The organism is Geobacter sp. 60473, from assembly GCF_036323535.1.
Lineage (GTDB): Bacteria > Desulfobacterota > Desulfuromonadia > Geobacterales > Geobacteraceae > Geobacter > Geobacter sulfurreducens.
On sequence record NZ_AP028967.1, the window covers coordinates 2,361,290 to 2,378,367 of the forward strand.

General features: G+C 63.5%; 12 protein-coding genes. 2 read left to right on the forward strand and 10 right to left on the reverse strand.

Features of this window, described 5'->3' with window-relative positions:
* Positions 1 to 10: 10 nt before the first annotated feature.
* The 9 genes from AABA48_RS10690 to fdnG form a co-directional block, all read right to left on the reverse strand.
* Entirely contained in the window at positions 11 to 1,693 is a 1,683-nt protein-coding gene (locus AABA48_RS10690) for a nickel-dependent hydrogenase large subunit (protein WP_286350444.1), read from the reverse strand.
* A gap of 124 nt (positions 1,694 to 1,817) precedes the next feature.
* A complete protein-coding gene (gene hybB, locus AABA48_RS10695) occupies positions 1,818 to 3,146 on the reverse strand; it encodes a Ni/Fe-hydrogenase cytochrome b subunit (protein ID WP_286350445.1) in 1,329 nt (442 codons plus the stop codon).
* Position 3,147: 1 nt separating this feature from the next.
* Positions 3,148 to 4,065: a hydrogenase 2 operon protein HybA gene (gene hybA, locus AABA48_RS10700; RefSeq protein WP_286350446.1), complete on the reverse strand. Its 918-nt coding sequence runs from the start codon at positions 4,063 to 4,065 to the stop codon at positions 3,148 to 3,150.
* A complete protein-coding gene (locus AABA48_RS10705) occupies positions 4,049 to 5,152 on the reverse strand; it encodes a hydrogenase small subunit (RefSeq protein WP_286350447.1) in 1,104 nt (367 codons plus the stop codon). Before AABA48_RS10705 ends, hybA begins: the two co-directional genes overlap by 17 nt.
* 555 nt (positions 5,153 to 5,707) lie before the next feature.
* Positions 5,708 to 5,887 carry a twin-arginine translocase TatA/TatE family subunit gene (locus AABA48_RS10710; protein ID WP_045668043.1) on the reverse strand — a complete coding sequence of 60 codons (180 nt, stop codon included), beginning with the start codon at positions 5,885 to 5,887 and terminating at the stop codon, positions 5,708 to 5,710.
* A gap of 26 nt (positions 5,888 to 5,913) precedes the next feature.
* Positions 5,914 to 7,350: a formate dehydrogenase accessory sulfurtransferase FdhD gene (fdhD, locus tag AABA48_RS10715; protein ID WP_286350448.1), complete on the reverse strand. Its 1,437-nt coding sequence runs from the start codon at positions 7,348 to 7,350 to the stop codon at positions 5,914 to 5,916.
* Positions 7,351 to 7,410: 60 nt separating this feature from the next.
* The gene (nrfD, locus tag AABA48_RS10720; protein ID WP_066357839.1) at positions 7,411 to 8,616 is read right to left on the reverse strand and encodes an NrfD/PsrC family molybdoenzyme membrane anchor subunit; all 1,206 of its coding nucleotides are present in this window, start codon (positions 8,614 to 8,616) and stop codon (positions 7,411 to 7,413) included.
* Positions 8,613 to 9,446 carry a 4Fe-4S dicluster domain-containing protein gene (locus AABA48_RS10725; RefSeq protein ID WP_010941442.1) on the reverse strand — a complete coding sequence of 278 codons (834 nt, stop codon included), beginning with the start codon at positions 9,444 to 9,446 and terminating at the stop codon, positions 8,613 to 8,615. Before AABA48_RS10725 ends, nrfD begins: the two co-directional genes overlap by 4 nt.
* Positions 9,443 to 12,475, reverse strand: a complete 3,033-nt coding sequence (fdnG, locus tag AABA48_RS10730) for a formate dehydrogenase-N subunit alpha (protein WP_286350449.1) — start codon at positions 12,473 to 12,475, stop codon at positions 9,443 to 9,445. Before fdnG ends, AABA48_RS10725 begins: the two co-directional genes overlap by 4 nt.
* A 283-nt stretch (positions 12,476 to 12,758) precedes the next feature.
* Between fdnG and AABA48_RS10735 the strand changes: the two genes are divergently transcribed.
* Positions 12,759 to 14,156 (forward strand): sigma-54-dependent transcriptional regulator, encoded by a 1,398-nt coding sequence (locus AABA48_RS10735; RefSeq protein ID WP_286352532.1) that lies wholly within the window; start codon positions 12,759 to 12,761, stop codon positions 14,154 to 14,156.
* Positions 14,153 to 16,177: a sensor histidine kinase gene (locus AABA48_RS10740; RefSeq protein WP_286350450.1), complete on the forward strand. Its 2,025-nt coding sequence runs from the start codon at positions 14,153 to 14,155 to the stop codon at positions 16,175 to 16,177. Before AABA48_RS10735 ends, AABA48_RS10740 begins: the two co-directional genes overlap by 4 nt.
* Before the next feature lie 52 nt (positions 16,178 to 16,229).
* On the opposite strand, the gene AABA48_RS10745 is transcribed toward AABA48_RS10740, so the two are convergent.
* On the reverse strand, positions 16,230 to 17,057 hold the full coding sequence (locus AABA48_RS10745; RefSeq protein ID WP_286350451.1) for an epoxyqueuosine reductase: 828 nt from the start codon (positions 17,055 to 17,057) through the stop codon (positions 16,230 to 16,232).
* Positions 17,058 to 17,078 lie beyond the last annotated feature (21 nt).

Here is a 17,078-nt window from a genome sequence, read left to right on the forward strand (position 1 = left end):
CGGGTTTCCGTTACAGGACCTTGACCTTGGTGATCTCCTTGCCGGCCGGGTCGATGGTGTGGACGGCGCACGCAATACAGGGGTCGAAGGAGTGGATGGTGCGCAGCACTTCCAGCGGCTTGTCCGGCTGGGCCACCGGGTTGCCCACGAGACAGGCCTCGTAGGGACCGGCAACGCCGTTCTCATCCCGCGGCGAGGCGTTCCAGGTGGACGGAACCACGGCCTGGTAGTTCTTGATCTTCTTCTTTTCGATGACTATCCAGTGGGACAGGGCACCACGCGGTGCCTCGTGGAAGCCGACCCCCTTGTACTCGCCGTCGGGGATTTCCGTGTGGTTGGCGTAGTTGGTATCACCCTTGCCGATGTTGGCCACCAGCTTGTCCAGGTACTCCAGGGAGTAGTCGGCCATGACGTGGGCGCGCACGCCCCGGCAGAAGAGCCGGCCCATGGTGGAGTGGAGCTCCTTGGGACCGATGCCGAGCTTGGCTGCGGCATCGTCCACCAGCTTCTTGACCTTGGGATGGCCGGTGGCGTAGGCGGCCATGACCTGGGCGGACGGTCCCACCTGCATGGGCTTACCGTTGTAGCGCGGCGACTTGCACCAGGTGTACTTGCCGTTTTCCTGGAAGTCGGTGTACTGGGGTTTGGTCTCCCCCTCCCAGGGATGGAGCGAATCGGAGCCTTCGTACCAGGCGTGGGCCACCCCTTCGGTGACCCCCTGAATGAGCGCCGCATCCTGGTGGTTGGTGATCGCCTTGAAGGTACCAAGATCGCCGCCGTAGATAGTTCCGCCGGGGAGGCCGAACTTGGTGTTGCGGGTGTCTTCGGCGAACTCGGGGACCGCCAGGTAGTTGGTGACGCCGGCGCCGTACTTGAACCATTCCTTGTAGAAGGAAGCGATGGCCACCAGGTCCGGGTAGTAGACCTTCTGGACGAACTCGCGGGTCTCTTCCATAAGGGTGCGGAGGAAGGCGATCCGCTCCATGTTGAGGGTGGCGATGTTCTCCATGTTCACGGCGGTAGCTACCCCGCCCACCACCAGGTTCTGAACGTGGGGGTTCTTGCCGCCGAGAATGGCCACGGCCTGTGAAGCCCGGCGCTGGTAGTCGAGAGCCTTGAGGTAGTGGGCCACGGCGATCAGGTTCACCTCGGGCGGCAGCTTCATGGCCGGATGGCCCCAGTAGCCGGAGGCGAAGATGCCGAGCTGGCCGCTGGCCACGAACGCCTTGAGCTTGTCCTGGACCGCCTTGAATTCCTTCTCGCTGTTGCCGGGCCAGTCGGACAGGCTCTGGGCGATGGAGGAGGCCTTCTTCGGGTCGGCCTTCAGGGCGGACACGATGTCGACCCAGTCCAGGGCGGACAGATGGTAGAAGTGGACGATGTGATCCTGCACCGAGTGCTGGGCGATCATGATATTGCGGATGTACTGGGCGTTGAGGGGAACTTCCACGTTCAGGGCGTTCTCCACGGAACGGATGGACGAGATGGCGTGCACCGTGGTGCAGACGCCGCAGAAGCGCTGGGCGTAGGCCCAGGCGTCCTGGGGATCGCGCCCCTTGAGGATGGTCTCGATGCCCCGCCACATCTGGGCCGAGGACCAGGCCTTGGAAACCTGGCCGCCGTTCACTTCCACATCGATTCTCAGGTGACCCTCGATCCGGGTGATGGGGTCTATGGTGATGCGTTTAGACATGTATTCCTCCGAGGATATGATTTTTATCGTAGGGGCAAACCTTGTGTTTGCCCGTTTCGGCATGTGCGGGGAAGCGAGCGATCACCAGGATCGCCCCTGCGGGCGCATCATGCAGACGCTGTCCCTATTTCCCCGCGTACACGCCGCCGGGAGCGACCTGGCCGGCAGTCTCCTCCACCAGCTCCTCGCCCTCTTCCGCATAGTGCTTCTTCGGATTCGGCATGACCGGGAAGATCTTCACCAGGGTCAGGTAGCCGAGGATTTCGATGGCGATGATGCCCACGGTGATGAGGAACTCTGACACCGAGGGGAAGTAGCTCCACCCCTCGCCCGGATTGAAGCCGATGAGGTAGACGTTGAACCGGTAGAGCCCGCCGCCGAGCATCAGCAGGGCGCCGCTCAGGAACAGGAGCCGCGGGGAAAGCCGGTTCTTGCGCGACAGCATCATGAAGGCGCCGCCACCTATCAGGAGCACCTCCAGGATGAAGAACAGAGCGTTTTTGTCAAAGGCCAGGATGGTGGGGATCTGGTTGCGCCAGATCAGGTCGCCGAAGCGGATCGCCATCCAGAGCCCGGCCACCCACGGCACGATCCGGGCGATGCCGGACAGCTCGTGCACCTCATAGGCCCGCTTAAAGCCGAAGGAGGAGAGGATCGACTCGAACATGACCGTGGAGTAGCCGATGAAGATGCAGTTGATCAGGAAGAGCAGCGGCAGGAAGCCGGTCTGCCACAGGGGGCTCAGCTTCTCGCCGGCAATGATCATCATGGAGCCGAGCGACGACTGGTGCATGGACGGCAGCGTGATCCCCAGGACGATGAAGAAGATGAGGACCTTGTCGAGCCGTAGCTGGATATGCCCCGCCGCCTTGCTCACATTGGTCAGGCCGTTGCGGAGCGCGTCGGTGTCGGGGATCAGGCGCGCATAGAGCCAGTGGGACGACTCGCGCACCCACTTCCATTTGCTGTGCTCCAGGGTGTAGAGCACCGCCGGGAGGAACTCGATGATCAGGACCGTGGAGTACGACATGACGCAGAGGGCGACCTCGAACATGACCGAGTTGCCCTGCCAGCGACTGGGCATGAAGAAGCCGTAGGCGTTCCAGTAGCGGCCCAGGTCCACCATGACCGAGAAGCCGGCCAGACAGTAGCCGAACACGCTGGTCAGGATGGCCGACCGGATGAGTGGGTGGTACTTCCACCGGTTCATGATGTAGATGAGCAGCGCCAGTGCGTAGCCGCCGCAAGCGAAGGCGGTGCCGGTGGCCACGTCGTAGGCGATCCAGATTCCCCAGGGGTAGCCGTCGGACAGGCCCGTAACCGCGCCTACGCCGGCGAAGAACCGGTAGGCGATGAGCGCCAGCCCCACCAGAACGAAGAACAGGAGGATGAAAAAGGGCCGGGTTAAGATCTTGCCGGGCTGAACCTGATATTCATCGTGATGCGATCCCATCTTAGTCGTCCTCCCCGTGTCCGAGATCTTCCTGCTTCTTCTTGTTCCTGAGGGCAATGGCCGCCAGGGTCCCGTAGAGGGCAACCGGGGCAATGAACCCCTTGTAGATGGTGTGCTGGATATGCTCGGAGAAGGCGGCGGGCGACTCCTCCTTCAGTTCGGGCAGGCCCAGCTTCTGGAACGGGAAGGCGGCCAGGTACAGGTGGTTGGCGCCGCCAACTTCCTTCTCGCCGTAGACCTTTGGAATGTAGCGGTCCGGGTTCTCCTTGATCCGCTTGTGGGCCTCGGCCAGAAGATCCGTGCGCTTGCCGAAGGCAATGGCGCCGACGGGGCAGGTTTCGCCGCAGGCGGGCAGCCCCTTGGTCTTCAGGTTCGTGTCCTTGCAGAAATCGCACTTGACGATCTGGGGCAGCGCCTTGTCCCACTGGAAGCGGGGGATATTGTAGGGACAGGCCACCTGGCAGTAACGGCAGCCGATGCAGGCGTTCTTGTTGTAGGCCACCACGCCGGTGACCGGGTCCTTGGTCATGGCCTTGACCGGGCAGGCGGACACGCAGCCGGGCTTCGTGCAGTGCATGCAGGAGTGCTTCACGTAGGAGAAGCGGGTGTCGGACTCCTTGTAGAGCTTGATGACCGTGCGGGTGTCGCCGGACAGGTCCTTGGGGGCATCCCAGAGCTTGTCCCCGTCGGTGGGCAGGTACTCGTAGGAGAGATTGTTCTGCTCCATGTTGACCCGCTTGCAGGCCGCCATGCACGCCTTGCACCCCACGCACCTGGTGGCGTCGTAAAGCATGGCAATGGCGGTTTCGCTCTCGCCGGCCGGGGCCGTGGAGGCCGACAGGGGAGCGGCGCACGCCAGGCAGGCGGCGCCGGTCATCCCCATCATCTTGAGGAAATCGCGTCTAGTCGTGCTTTTCATGACCTTCCTCCCCGCTGGGCAGCTTCTTGGCCAGCATTGCGCCGGCACCCAGGGCTACGCCGCCGGCCAGGCCGACGAGGCCGGTTGCCGCCGGGCTCACGCCGGGACCCTTCTGCCCCAGTTCGGCCGGAGCATAGGTATCGGGCGGCGTGGGCAGGTGGATCTGGAGCTTCTCGGCGATGGGCTTCTTGAAGAGGATATCCGGCTCGGTGCAGCCGATGCACGGGTGGCCGACGGAAACGGGCCAGACCCCCACGTCGTTGAAGCGGGTGACCGAGCAGTTGGCGAATGTTGCCGGCCCCTTGCAGCCCAACTTGTAAAGGCAGTACCCCTCGGCATGGGTCTTGTCGCCGTAGGCGGTGGCGAACCGGCCCGCGTCGAAGTGGGGACGGCGCTCGCAGTGCTCATGGATCTTCCGGCCGTAGGCAAACTTGGGACGGCCCAGCGCGTCGAGCTCGGGGAGCTTGTTGAAGGTCAGGTAGTAGAGGACCGTGGAGAGGAAGTTGTAGGGGTTGGGCGGACAGCCGGGGATGTTGACGATCGGCTTGTTCTTGATCAGGTCGCGGACCCCCACGGCGCCCGTGGGGTTGGGCGGAGCCGACTGGATGCCGCCGTAAGAGGCACAGGTGCCGATGGTGATGATGGCGGCTGCCCCCTCGGCGGCGGTGGTCAGGGAGTCCACGGCGGTCTTGCCGCCCACCTTGCAGTAGATGCCGTTGTCCTTGGTGGGGATGCCACCTTCCACCACCAGGATGTACTTGCCGTGATTCGCCTTCATGGAATCGTGGAGCGACTGCTCCGCCTGGTGCCCCGAGCCGACCATGAGGGTTTCATGGTAGTCCAGGGAGATCATGTCGAGTATCAGTTCGGAAACATCCGGGTGCCCCGAACGAAGGAGCGACTCGGAGCAGCCGGTGCACTCCTGGAAGTGAAGCCAGATCACCGGCGGCCGGCCGGCCTTCTGGGCAGCTTCGGCCACCTTTGCGTGCATGCTGTAGGGCAGCCCCATGATGGCGGTGGCTGCAACGCAGGTCTTCATGAAATCCCTTCGCGACACGCCGCCGCGAAGCACAGCTTCCTTTCCCATAAATCCCCCTGTCGGTATGATGCGTGATTGTCAGTAGCCCGAAACCACTTTAGCCTTGCAATGCAAGATTAAAAATAGCACATCTTTTTTCTACATAAAACGTAAACATCAACATATGTGCCAAAAATAAAACAAGCCGGCATTACCACAAAAGTACACACAATATGTTGATATTATTGAAAATTATGACAACTATTCGAAATCACATCTCCAGTGGATTGTGTATACCTTTTCCCCGCATTGCATCATTTTGTCTAACTGAACTGTATACTTCTGTCTCACAAAAAGCAACCCTTGTGTCATTATGGCAATTATTTTTTTACACGCGTACATCAGTGCTCCAGCCGATCAGGCAGTACCGCGTAAACGCCTTGATTTATTTCAGTTTTTTATGCAACACCCTACATACCACCCCTCCCACCCGATGATTACAAAAACATAACAATGCAACTAATATCCACGGGTTTCGGATCATTCCGCCGCGCCGGGCACAAAAAAACCCGCCTCCGTTGCCGGAGGCGGGTAGATGTATGACGAAAGTGCGCGGTCAGCGGGTCAGGCGTGCTCGTCCTTTTCCTTAACAGCGATCTTTTCGGGCTCTTCCAGGGACGCCTTCTTAAAATTCCTGATGCTCGCGCCCAGGGACTGACCCAGCTGGGGAAGTTTCCCCGGGCCGAACACCACCAGGGCGATGACGAGGATAATGATCATTTCGGGCATGCCGAATCCGAACATGGTTCTGTCTCCTTTTTGTTACAGCGTTACGCCGACGCCTCGGCCCGCTCGTCGGCCGGGGCGGGCTGGGCCTCGCCGCGCTCGATCTCTCTCAGGCGGTAGTAGTCGGTCGGTGTGTTGATGTTGCGGAACGAATTGAACTCTGGGTCGAACGCGGCAATCTGGGCCACATTGACGCGATTGACATTGGTCCTGCCGAAAAACGAGACGATCCGCCGCTGGCCCGAGAGGAGCGTCGCCTCGATGGCGGCGAGGCACCCCTTGCCGTACACGGCGTGGAGCGGTTCCAGACCCGTGGGGCTCTCGGGGATCAGGACCCCGCCGGGATCGGCCATGAATGCCAGGTGGCGGATCAGGTCGCCGTTGAGGTAGGGCATGTCGCAGGCCACCACAAAGGCCGCCGGATTGGAACTATGGTGGAGACCGGCGTGGATGCCGGCCAGGGCGCCCATTCCCTCGTGAATGTCGGTCACCTTCCGGCAAGGGAGGAATTCATACTGCTCCGGCGTGTTGGTGACGACGATGACCTCGTCGAAATACTCGGAGAGCTGGCGATGGATCGACTCGATGAAACGTCCGCCCCGATAGGGGAGGAGGGCCTTGTTGCTCCCCATGCGGCTGGACTGGCCGCCGGCCAGGATGACACCGGTGACGCCGGGAATCCGGCCCCGCGGCACCTGCGTGGGCAGGGATGCCGCAGCCTGCTCCGGCACCAGCAGCCGGTCGCTGTGGGTATAGACCGTGAACTTGCCGCCACGCACATAGCCCAGCAGGCAGATCCCTGCCTCCTGGCAGAGGGTCGCCGCCATATCGGTGGCCGAGGTGCGGGATGCCACCAGGGCGATGCCGAGCCGGGCGCACTTGGAGGCCATCTCCGTGGAGACGCGTCCCGAGGTCACCAGGATGCGGCCGGCCAGATCGATCCCCTTGAGCAGGGCCTCGCCGGCAATACGGTCGAGGGTGTTGTGCCGGCCGATGTCCTCGGCAAAGAGGAGGAGGTTCCCCTCCCCGTCCCCCACGGCGGCCGAGTGGATGCCCCCGTGGTTCCGGTAGTTGTCGGCCTGCCGCGCCAGTTCCTCCATGAGCCGGAAGACCGCCTCCGGCGCCACGGCGGGCGACGGCGCCACGGCCGCTTCCCGCCCCCCCGTCTCCAGGGTGAAGGTGATGCCGGTGCCGCAACCGCTGGTGAGGACCGGCTTGAGCCGCTCGGGCAGTTCCTGCCTGATCCGGACATTGGCAATGCCGAACTCGTCGCAGACGGCCAGCATGTGGAAATCCGCCGCCGACTCGACAAAGCCCTGGTTGCGCAGGAACCCGGCCACCAGGAAGCGGAGGTCGTGGGGAGATGCGATGAGAGTGGCGATCTCCCGGCCGTTCACCTGGAGCACCAGGGGAAACTCCCGCACGATATCGCCCTGCTTTTCTTCGAGTCGGCCGTTAGCGTAGATGTGGATGGTTTTCATGGGGTCTCGTGGTTGCAGGGGCAATCCATGAATTGCCCCTGCGCCGTTGGATTACGTGAACTACGCCTCGCTCGCCGCCCCGTGACCGTGCTTCTCGATCTTGCGGAAACGGTCGGGGATGGTGTAGTCGGTGGCCTCGGGATGGTGCTCGAAGATCGGGAAATACTTGGCGATGAGCACGAAGAAGAGGATGTGGGCCGCGATGATGCCGATGGTCACCACCGACTCGATGAAGTTCGGGAAATACACGGGCTGACCGGGCTGGTGCATGGCGAACATGGAGACGTTGAACCGGTTCAGGATGAGGCCGATGATCACCAGGGAGGCGGCCCGGAGCTGCATCTGCTTGTCGGTCCTGATCCGCTTGGTGAGGAACATGGCGAAGGGGATCAGCAGACCCACGATCACCTCCACGCTGAAGAGGGCCGTCAGGACCGGCCGATCGAAGAGCGGTCCGTGGGAGAGGAACGCCAGGGCGTAGGCCTTGACCGCTATATAGACCCCCATGATCCAGGGGATGATCTTGGTCAGCGTTGCCAGCAGGTCCGACTCGTCCGGTTGCCCCATATACTTATGCACGAGGCTCGCCTCGAAGATGACGATGGAGAGGCCGGTGAAGATGGCGGAGAGCCAGAACTGCAGCGGCAGCAGCGGATTGTACCAGAGGTTGTGGAGCTTGTCGACGGCGATGAGGAAGAAGGTCCCCAGGGTCGACTGGTGGAGCGTGGAGATCATGGCCGCCAGGATGGCGAACGGCAGCTCCAGGGTCCGCAGCAGACGCAGCGGGATGTGCCAGCCGAACCGCTCGCTCACCGGGTGGAGGAACTCCAGGAAGAGGACCGTGGTGTACGCCATGACGCACATGGAGACCTCGAACATGGGGGAGTGGACGTTCCAGTTGAAAAGAACGTACGGTCCCCGCTGGGGCTGGCCCAGGTCGAGCAGCAGCCCGACGCAGACCAGCGAATAGCCCAGGAACCCGGTGACGATGGCCGGCCGGACCAGGGGCTCCAGCTTCTTGATGTGGAAGACGTGGGCCACGATGCCGATGGTGAAGGCGCCGGCCGCCAGGGGCACGGCAGTGACCACGTCGAAGGAGATCCAGAGGCCCCACGGGTAGAGGTCGTTCAGGTTGGTGGTGGCGCCCAGGCCGAAGATGAAGCGGACCGCGGAGGCCACGGCCGCCGCACCCACCAGGACCATCAGAAACTTGATGAACCGGTGGTATCCCTTGATTTCATTGATGACGATACGTGCTGCGGTCATTGGTTCCCCTCCTTGCGGTTCTTCTGCTCCTCTTCTTCCTTCCGGACCCGGTCCTTGCGGTGCTGGAACCAGGTAATGAGGGAGAGGGTGCCGCCCACGGTCAGGAATATCCCCGGCACGAGGCGCAGGGCCTGCCAGGTGTAGGACGGCAGCGGACGCTTGGTGACCGGCTTGAAGCCGAGCTCGTCCAGGGGCTGCTGGGTCAGGTAGAGGACCGTGGTGCCGCCGGCCTCTTCCTTGCCGTAGACCACTTTCACGTAACGGTCGGGCCGGGCGGACATCCGCTTCTCGGCCTCCTTGATCATCTCATCCCGGGGACCATAGGTTATGGCCGTGGGGCAGGCGGTGGCGCAGGCGGGATCGAGGCCGTTCTTCACCCGGCTGTAGCAGCCCGTGCACTTCTTGACCAGCGGGAACGCCTTGCTCCACTCGTACTTGGGGATGCCGAAGGGACATGCCACCATGCAGAAACGGCAGCCGATGCACTTCTTGGAGTGGTAGACCACCGGCCCCTCGGCGGTCTTCTCGAAGGCACCGACGGGGCAGACGGAGGCGCATGCGGGGTCGTTGCAGTGCATGCACATCTCCTTGTAGAAGGCGAACTCGTTCTGGCCGTGCTTCTGGTAGTCCTTGAACTTGACCCGGGTGAAGGTGAACTCGCTCATCCCCGGCGGGTTCTGGTAGCCTTCGCCGGTGAAGAAGGTCGTATTCTCGGCCTTCAGCTGGTTCCACTGCTTACAGGCCACCTGGCAGCCGCGGCAGCCGGTGCACTTGGTGGTATCGATCAGGAACGTCTTGGTTTTCGAATAGTCGATGGCTCCGGCACTCATGCGGCCTTACCTCCTTTTTCAATATTGCAGAGGAACGCCTTGAATTCCGGAATGCCGGTGTTGGCGCACCCCACGGTGGGGGTCAGGACGTTGCCGCTGTCGCCGGTGGCAAGGCCGGCATAGCCGAAGTGCCACGGCATGCCGACCTGCTCGATCAGCTTGCCCTGGACATCGAAGGGCTTGAGCCGGCTGGTGACCAGGGCCTTGGCCTGGATGCTCCCCCGCTCGGTGGTGACCTTTACCATGTCCCCCTGGCTGATCCCCTTCTGCTTCGCCAGCGTCTCGCTGATCTCCACGAACATGTCGGGCACCAGTTCCACGAGCCAGGGAAGGCTGCGGGTCATGGCACCGGCCTGCCAGTGCTCGGTCACCCGGTAGGTGGTGCCGATCAGCGGGAACTTGGAGGTGTCGCTGGACACGTTCGAAGGCACCTTGACCACCGGGTTGGTCTGGACCTTGGAGAGAAGGTTCTTGGCCGGGCTTTCCACCGGCTCGTAGTGCTCGGGGAACGGGCCGTCCTTCATGTCGAGGGCGTAGAGGCGGCCGTGGCCTTCCGGAAGCATGATGAAGGGGTACTTCCCTTCCTTGTCGTCCTTCATGGGGGGCCAGGGACCGTCGGGGACATCCCCTTTCCACTTCTTCTCCAGGGCGTCCCAGGCGATGACCGGGCGCTTGGGGTTGAAGGGCTCGCCCGCCGGGTTGACAGAGGCACGGTTGTAGATGATCCGGCGGTTCACCGGCCAGCACCAGGTCCACTTGGGGAACAGGCCGAGGCCGGTGGGGTCGGACGGGTCCCGCCGGGCCATCTGGTTCCCCTCGTTGGTGTAGGAGCCACAGTAGATCCAGCAACCGGACACCGTGGAGCCGTCATCGGCCAGGTACTTGAAGGCCGGGACCTGGTCGCCCTTCTTGAACTCCAGGACCTTGTCCTTCTCCTTGATGGTGACGTCCTTGGTGAAGTAGCCGTTGATCTCCTTGGCCACCAGGTGGACGTCGGGCTCGTGACCGGTGCCGTAGTTCCAGGCGAGCTTGGTGAGGGGCTCGGGGAAGGCGCCCCCGTCCTTCTGGTAGAGGGCCGTGATCCGCTTGTAGAACTCGTCGATGATGTGGAGGTCGCTGCGGGAATCGCCGAGGGGATGCACCGCGGTGTAGCGCCACTGGGCCCAGCGGCCCGAGTTGGAGATGGAGCCCTCCTTCTCGATGGACGAGGCGGCCGGCAGCATGAAGACCTCGGTCTGGATCGTTCTGGGATCGACGCCGGGGCGCTTCCAGAAGATGGAGGTCTCGGTCTCCCAGAGGTCGGCGGTGACGAGCCACTTGAGCTTGCCCAGGGCCTCGCGGGCCGCCACGGAGTCGGGACCGCCCACGGCCGGGTTCATTCCCATGCAGACGAGCCCTTCCAGCTCGCCCTTGCCCATCTTCTCCATGATCTTGACGTAGGAGTAGTTCCCCATCCGCTTGGGCAGGTAGTCGTAGCAGAAGTCGTTCTCGGCCGTGGCATTGTCGCCGTACCAGGCCTTCAGGAGGCTCACGGTGTACTTGGGGGTGTTGCCCCACCAGTTGGCGCTCTTGGGGTCCTTGGTCTTGGGGGTCCACTTCTCGACATAGGCCTTCAGGTCCACGTTGTCGAACTCCGGCGACTTCAGGTAGCCGGGGAGGATGTGGAAGAGGAGCCCGTAATCGGTGGAACCCTGGACGTTGGACTCGCCGCGCAGGGCGTTCACCCCGCCGCCGGCGATGCCGATGTTGCCCAGCAGCATCTGGAGGAGCGCCACGGCCCGCACGTTCTGGCTGCCGTGGGTCGACTGGGTGATCCCCATGGCGTAGAGGATGGTCCCCGCCTTGTCGGGACGGCCCGTCGCGCAGAAGGCCTTGACCACCTTGAGATAGTCCTCCTTCGGGGTACCGGTGATGGCGCAGACGGTGTCGATGTCGTAGCGCTTGTAGTGGTTCTTCATGAGCTGGTAGACGCACTTGGGGTCCTTCATGCTCATGTCGCGCTTGGGCTTGCCGTCGGCGCCGGTGGCATAGGCCCAGGACTTGAGGTCGTAAACTTTCTCCTGATCGTCGAAGGCGCAGAACATGCCGTCCTGGAAGTCGAACTGCTCGGAAACGATGAACGTGGCGTTGGTGTACTCGCGCACGTACTCCTCGTGGATCATCCTGTTCTGGAGGGCATAGTTGATCATGCCGCCCAGGAAGGCGATGTCGGTGCCCGGACGGATCTGGGCGTAGATATCCGCCTTGGAAGAGGTGCGGGTGTAGCGCGGATCGACGGAAATGAGCTTGGCGCCGTTGTCCAGGGCCGCCTCGATCCACTTGAAGGAAATGGGGTGGTTCTCGGCCGGGTTGCAGCCGATGGCAAAGATAACGTCGGAGTTCTTCAGGTCAATCCAGTGGTTGGTCATTGCGCCACGACCAAACGAAGCCGCCAGACCGGCGACTGTGGAGGAGTGTCATAATCGGGCCTGGTGCTCCAGCTGGCCAACCCCCATGGCGCGGGCGAATTTGGTCCAGAGATAGCATTCCTCGTTGTCGAGGCCGGCGCCGCCGAAGAAGGCCATGCCGTCGGTCCGGTTAACCACGTATTCCTTGTTGTCCTTCTTGTTGAGTTCGGTCTTCTTAAAGGACTTGTCGCGGGTCTCCTTCATCCGCAGTGCGATCCGGTCAAGGGCCCAGTCCCACGACTTCTCTTCCCACTTGTCGGAGCCGGGAGCACGGTACATGACCTTCTGGAGCCGCTTGTCGTTGTTGGCGATCTGGAACAGCGCGCCCCCCTTGGGACAGAGCGAGCCCTGGTTGATCGGGTGCTGTGGATCCCCTTCGGCGTTGATGACCTTGCCGTCCTTGGTGTGGACGATCAGACCGCAGCCCACCGAACAGAACGGACAGACGGTCGTGGTGACCTTCGTCCCCTTGGTGCGCAGGTCCGGGGAATCGGCGCTCGCCTCCCCCGGCGTGCCGGAAAGGGCCAGCGCCGCTCCGGCCAGCGCCCCTCCCTGCAGGAACTGCCTTCGTGAAATACCCATTACATCCCCCTTAGGTGTCAGGCCCGTTCGGGCCGGTTTGAAGATAGCCGAAGTGTATACGGGCAAGCATTGTGCCAATTCGGCTACAGGGCAACACATCGGGATAACATCTTACAACTATTAACTTTTACCGCATCGACTCCGTAGACCCACCCGGTAAATGGAATTCTTGTCTTGCAGAATTCTGGCCGTCTCTGTATCATTTTGTCCACGTAGACACGTCTACAAAGGCCACATGGTTACCTCTCACACATGACCTATGAACAAAGGAATCCGGGCAACGATGCTCAAGGCGAAAATACTCATTTGCGACGATGAAGAAGGAATCCGGCGCTACCTCCAGAAGATGTTCCAGGCCAAGGAGTTCGAGGTGGAGACCTTTGCCGACGGCACGAGCCTGCTGGCCCGGATCGAGGCCGGCACCGACGGCGATGCGGACATCCTGCTCCAGGATGTGCGGATGCCCGACATGGACGGCATCGAAGTGCTCAAGCGGGTCAAGAAGCTCCGCCCCTCCCTGCCGGTGGTGGTCATGACCGCCTTCGGCACCATAGATTCGGCCGTTGACGCCATCAAGCTGGGGGCCTATGACTACGTCACCAAGCCGTTCCCGCGCGAGAAGATCCTCGGCGTCATCGACAACGCCCTTGAGCTGGACCTGCTCATGAAGGAGAACAAGGCCCTCAAGGAGGAGCTGGCGCGGCCCGACACCCCCGACAACATCATCTTCACCAGCGCCAAGTTCCGGGAGGTCTACGAGCTCACCCTCCAGGTAGCCGGCAGCGACGCCAACATCCTGATTCTCGGCGAATCCGGCACCGGCAAGGAGCTGATCGCCGGCGCCGTCCACTACAACAGCCCCCGCCGGGGGCGGCGCTTCCTCTCCATCAACTGCGCCGCCCTGTCCGACACGCTGCTCGAAAGCCAGCTCTTCGGCCACGTGCGCGGCGCCTTCACCGGCGCCATCACCACCCAGAAGGGGCTTCTGGAGGAGGCCGACGGCGGCACCCTCTTCCTGGACGAGATCGGCGACGTGTCGGCCGCGGTCCAGGCGAAGCTGCTCCGGGTCATCCAGGAGCGTGACTTCATCCCGGTGGGCGCCACCAAGGCCAAGAACGTGGATATCCGCTTCGTGGCCGCCACCAACAAGGATCTGGCCAAAGAAGTGCGGGAAGGGCGCTTCCGCGAAGACCTCTACTACCGCCTGAACGTCATCACCATCAACCTCCCTCCGCTGCGGGAGCGGACCGAGGACATCATCCCCCTGGCCGAGCATTTCCTCCAGAAGTACTCCCGTCGCGTCAGGAAAGAGCTGAAGGGGATCTCGCCCGAGGCGGTCCAGGTACTGCAGGGCTACCACTGGCCCGGCAACGTCCGCGAGCTGGAGAACGTGGTCGAACGGGCCGCCATCCTCGCCCGGGGAGAGTTCGTGACCCCCGACGTCCTTCCCATGTACCGGCAGGCGGCCGGAGCCCCCGCCTTCGCCGCCCCGCCGAAGGAAGACCGCCTCATCTCCCTTGAGGTGATCGAGAAGGAGCATATCGAGCGGGTCCTCCGCCAGACCGGCTGGCACAAGAGCCGGTCCGCCGAGATCCTGGGCATCTCGCGCAAGACCCTCGACCGCAAGATCGTCGAGTACGCCCTGACCCTGCCGGGAGGCGTCCCGGCCGACGACGAATGAAGCCGCTCCGCTTCCCCATACGCCTCAAGCTGACCTTTGCGACCCTGATCCCCCTCTTCGTCGCCACCAGCATCTGCTGGCTCATCGGTGTCTACATCATCAACTCCCGCATCGTGGCCCAGGCCCAGGAAAAGGTCCGCACCGACCTGAACGCGGCCCGGGCGGTCTATGACGGCGAAGTGGAGCATATCCGCGACGTGGTGAAGTTCACCTCCACCAACCCCTTCACCGCCGCGATCCTGGAAAAGAGCGACCGGGACACCCTCCGCAGCCTCCTGGTCCCCCTGCTCAAGGCCGAGGGGCTCGACATCCTCACCGCCGTGGACGCGGGGGGCAAGGTCATCTTCCGGGCCAGCAACGCCGAGGCCCACGGCGACCTGAAGGTGAACGACGCCGTGGTCTCCCGCGCCCTGCGCGGCGAGCAGGTGAGCGGCACCGACGTGCTCACCCCCGAGGAACTGGTCAAGGAGGGCACCGCCCTGGCGGCCCGGGCCGCCATCGAGATCGTCCCCACCCCCCGGGCCCGCGCGCGGAAGGATGAGCTCGTGGAGCGCACCGGCATGGTCATGGTGGCCGCCTCGCCGGTGCGCGACGAGCGGGGCCGGATCGTGGGAGCGCTCTACGGCGGGGTGCTCCTCAACGGCAATAATGAACTGGTGGACCGGATCAAGAAGATCGTCTTCGAGGCGGTCCGCTTCCAGGGCAGGGACGTGGGGACCGCCACCATCTTCCTGGGTGACCTGCGCATCGCCACCAACGTCTATACCGCGCCGGATCGCCGCGCCATCGGCACCCGGCTGTCGGAAGAGGTCTTCAACAGGGTGATCCTGAGCCGGGAGAAGTGGGTGGGACGGGCCTTCGTGGTCAACGACTGGTACTTCTCCTCCTACGAGCCGATCCTCAGCCCGGGCGGGGTCCCCATCGGCTCCCTCTACGTGGGGATGCCCGAAAAGCCCTACAGCGAGATGAAGCGGGAGATCGCGCTCATCTTCGGCGTGGTGCTCTTTTGCGGCTCATTCATCGGGCTTGCCATCTCCAGCTTCATCGCCTCGCGGCTCGCCCGCCCCATCGGCGAGCTGGAAACCGTGGCCCGGCGCATCACCGCCGGCGAACGGGACCTGGAGATCGCCATCCACACCCGCGACGAGATCGGCGACCTGGCCGGCGAGTTCGCCCAGATGACCCGGACTCTTGCCCAGCGGGAGGAGGACATCCGCAAGCTGAACCGGGAGCTGGAGCAGAAGGTCCTTGACCGCACCGCCCAGCTGGAGGAAAAGAACCTGCTCCTGGTCAAGACCCAGGAAGACCTGGTCCGGGCGGCGAAACTGGCCGACATCGGCATGCTTGCCGCCGGCGTAGCCCACGAGATCAACAACCCCATGGCCATCATCCGGGGGAATGCGGAACTCCTCCAGATGGCGCTGCCCGACGACGACCCCAACCGGGAGGAAGTGGACACCATCGCCCAGCAGGTGGGACGGGTGGAGCGGATCATCGGCAGCCTCCTGAAATTCGCCCGCCAGCAGCAGCGCCGGCTCGGCACGGTCTCGCTCCCCCCCCTGCTGGACGACATCCTCAAGCAGATGGGTCACCAGGTGCCGCTCACCCGCATCGAGATCCGGAAGGAGTACGCCGTGGACCTGCCGCCCCTGGCAGGGGACCCGGACCAGCTCCGGCAGGTCTTCACCAACCTGGTGCTCAACGCCATCCAGGCCATGCCGGACGGGGGCAGCCTCACTGTGGCCACGGCCCGGGACGAGGAGGGCGGCACCTGCACGGTTTCCGTGAGCGACACCGGCAGAGGCATCGCCCCCGAAAACCTGAAGAGGATCTTCAGCCCCTTCTTCACCACCAAGAGCGAAGGGACCGGGCTGGGCCTCTCCGTCTCCTACGGCATCGTCAAGGATCACGGGGGGAACATACTGGTTGAAAGCACGGAGGGAGAGGGAACCACCTTCCGGGTGGTGCTGCCGCTGCGACAGGGGGGGACGGAACAGTCCGAGGGCGCACCGGGGGCGTAACCCGACGCGGGCAGAGAGGTGCTTCAGGTAACAGGCAGGGGATGGGGACGGATCAGGGTGATCCGGCAGGTTTTTTCCCGCGCGGCACGCCGGCTTCGCACGGGACGCGGGTCTGGCAGAGGCCGCAGCCGGTGTGGGGGACGCCGTAGCGTTCCGCCAGCAGGGCCGGGGCCGAGCCGTAGACCAGTTCCCGGCAGCGGGCCTTGTCGTGGCCGGCAAAGGTGATGGCCCCCACCGGGCAGCGACCGATGCAGACGCCGCAGGTCCCTTCGCGGTACCAGAGACAGTTGTGGCGGTGGGTGCGCGCGGTGCGCGGGGTGGCCGGCAGGGCCAGGGTCGTGACAACGCTTCCCACCCGGTGGGCGATCCCCCGGCCGGTGATGAGGCCGTCCGAGAGACTGAAGGTGCCGAGGCCGGCGGCATAGGCGGCGTGCCGCTCGGACCAGGTGGAGGCGATCCCCACCGGCGTGTCGGAAAACTCCCGCCAGGCCGGGGAGTACTGGGGCGCCACGGCCCCGTGGCCGAGCCCTTCCAGGTAGGCGACCAGATGCCGCCGGAGGGCCCCGTTCAGGGTCTCGCCGTGGGTCCGGGTGAGGGCCCACGAGCGCGAAGGCCAGGTGGTTTCCAGCCGGTTGCTCACGCGGGTGGACTCCGTCACCGGCAGAACCCAGGAGATTACCGTGGCCGCACCCTCAAGCAGCTCGGCCGGGGTCAGGTGGAACTCGCCGATGATCCGCTTGTACTCGGTGAACAGGGGATCGCCTGCCGCGGCGAAACCCACCAGAGGCTTATCGAAGTAGGGACCGCTCCCGTCGGGGAAACGGTTGTCCGGGCTCTCCGCCACAAAGCGCCCGATCTCGGCACTGATGGTCTCATCCATCCGATCCTCCATTATCCGGTT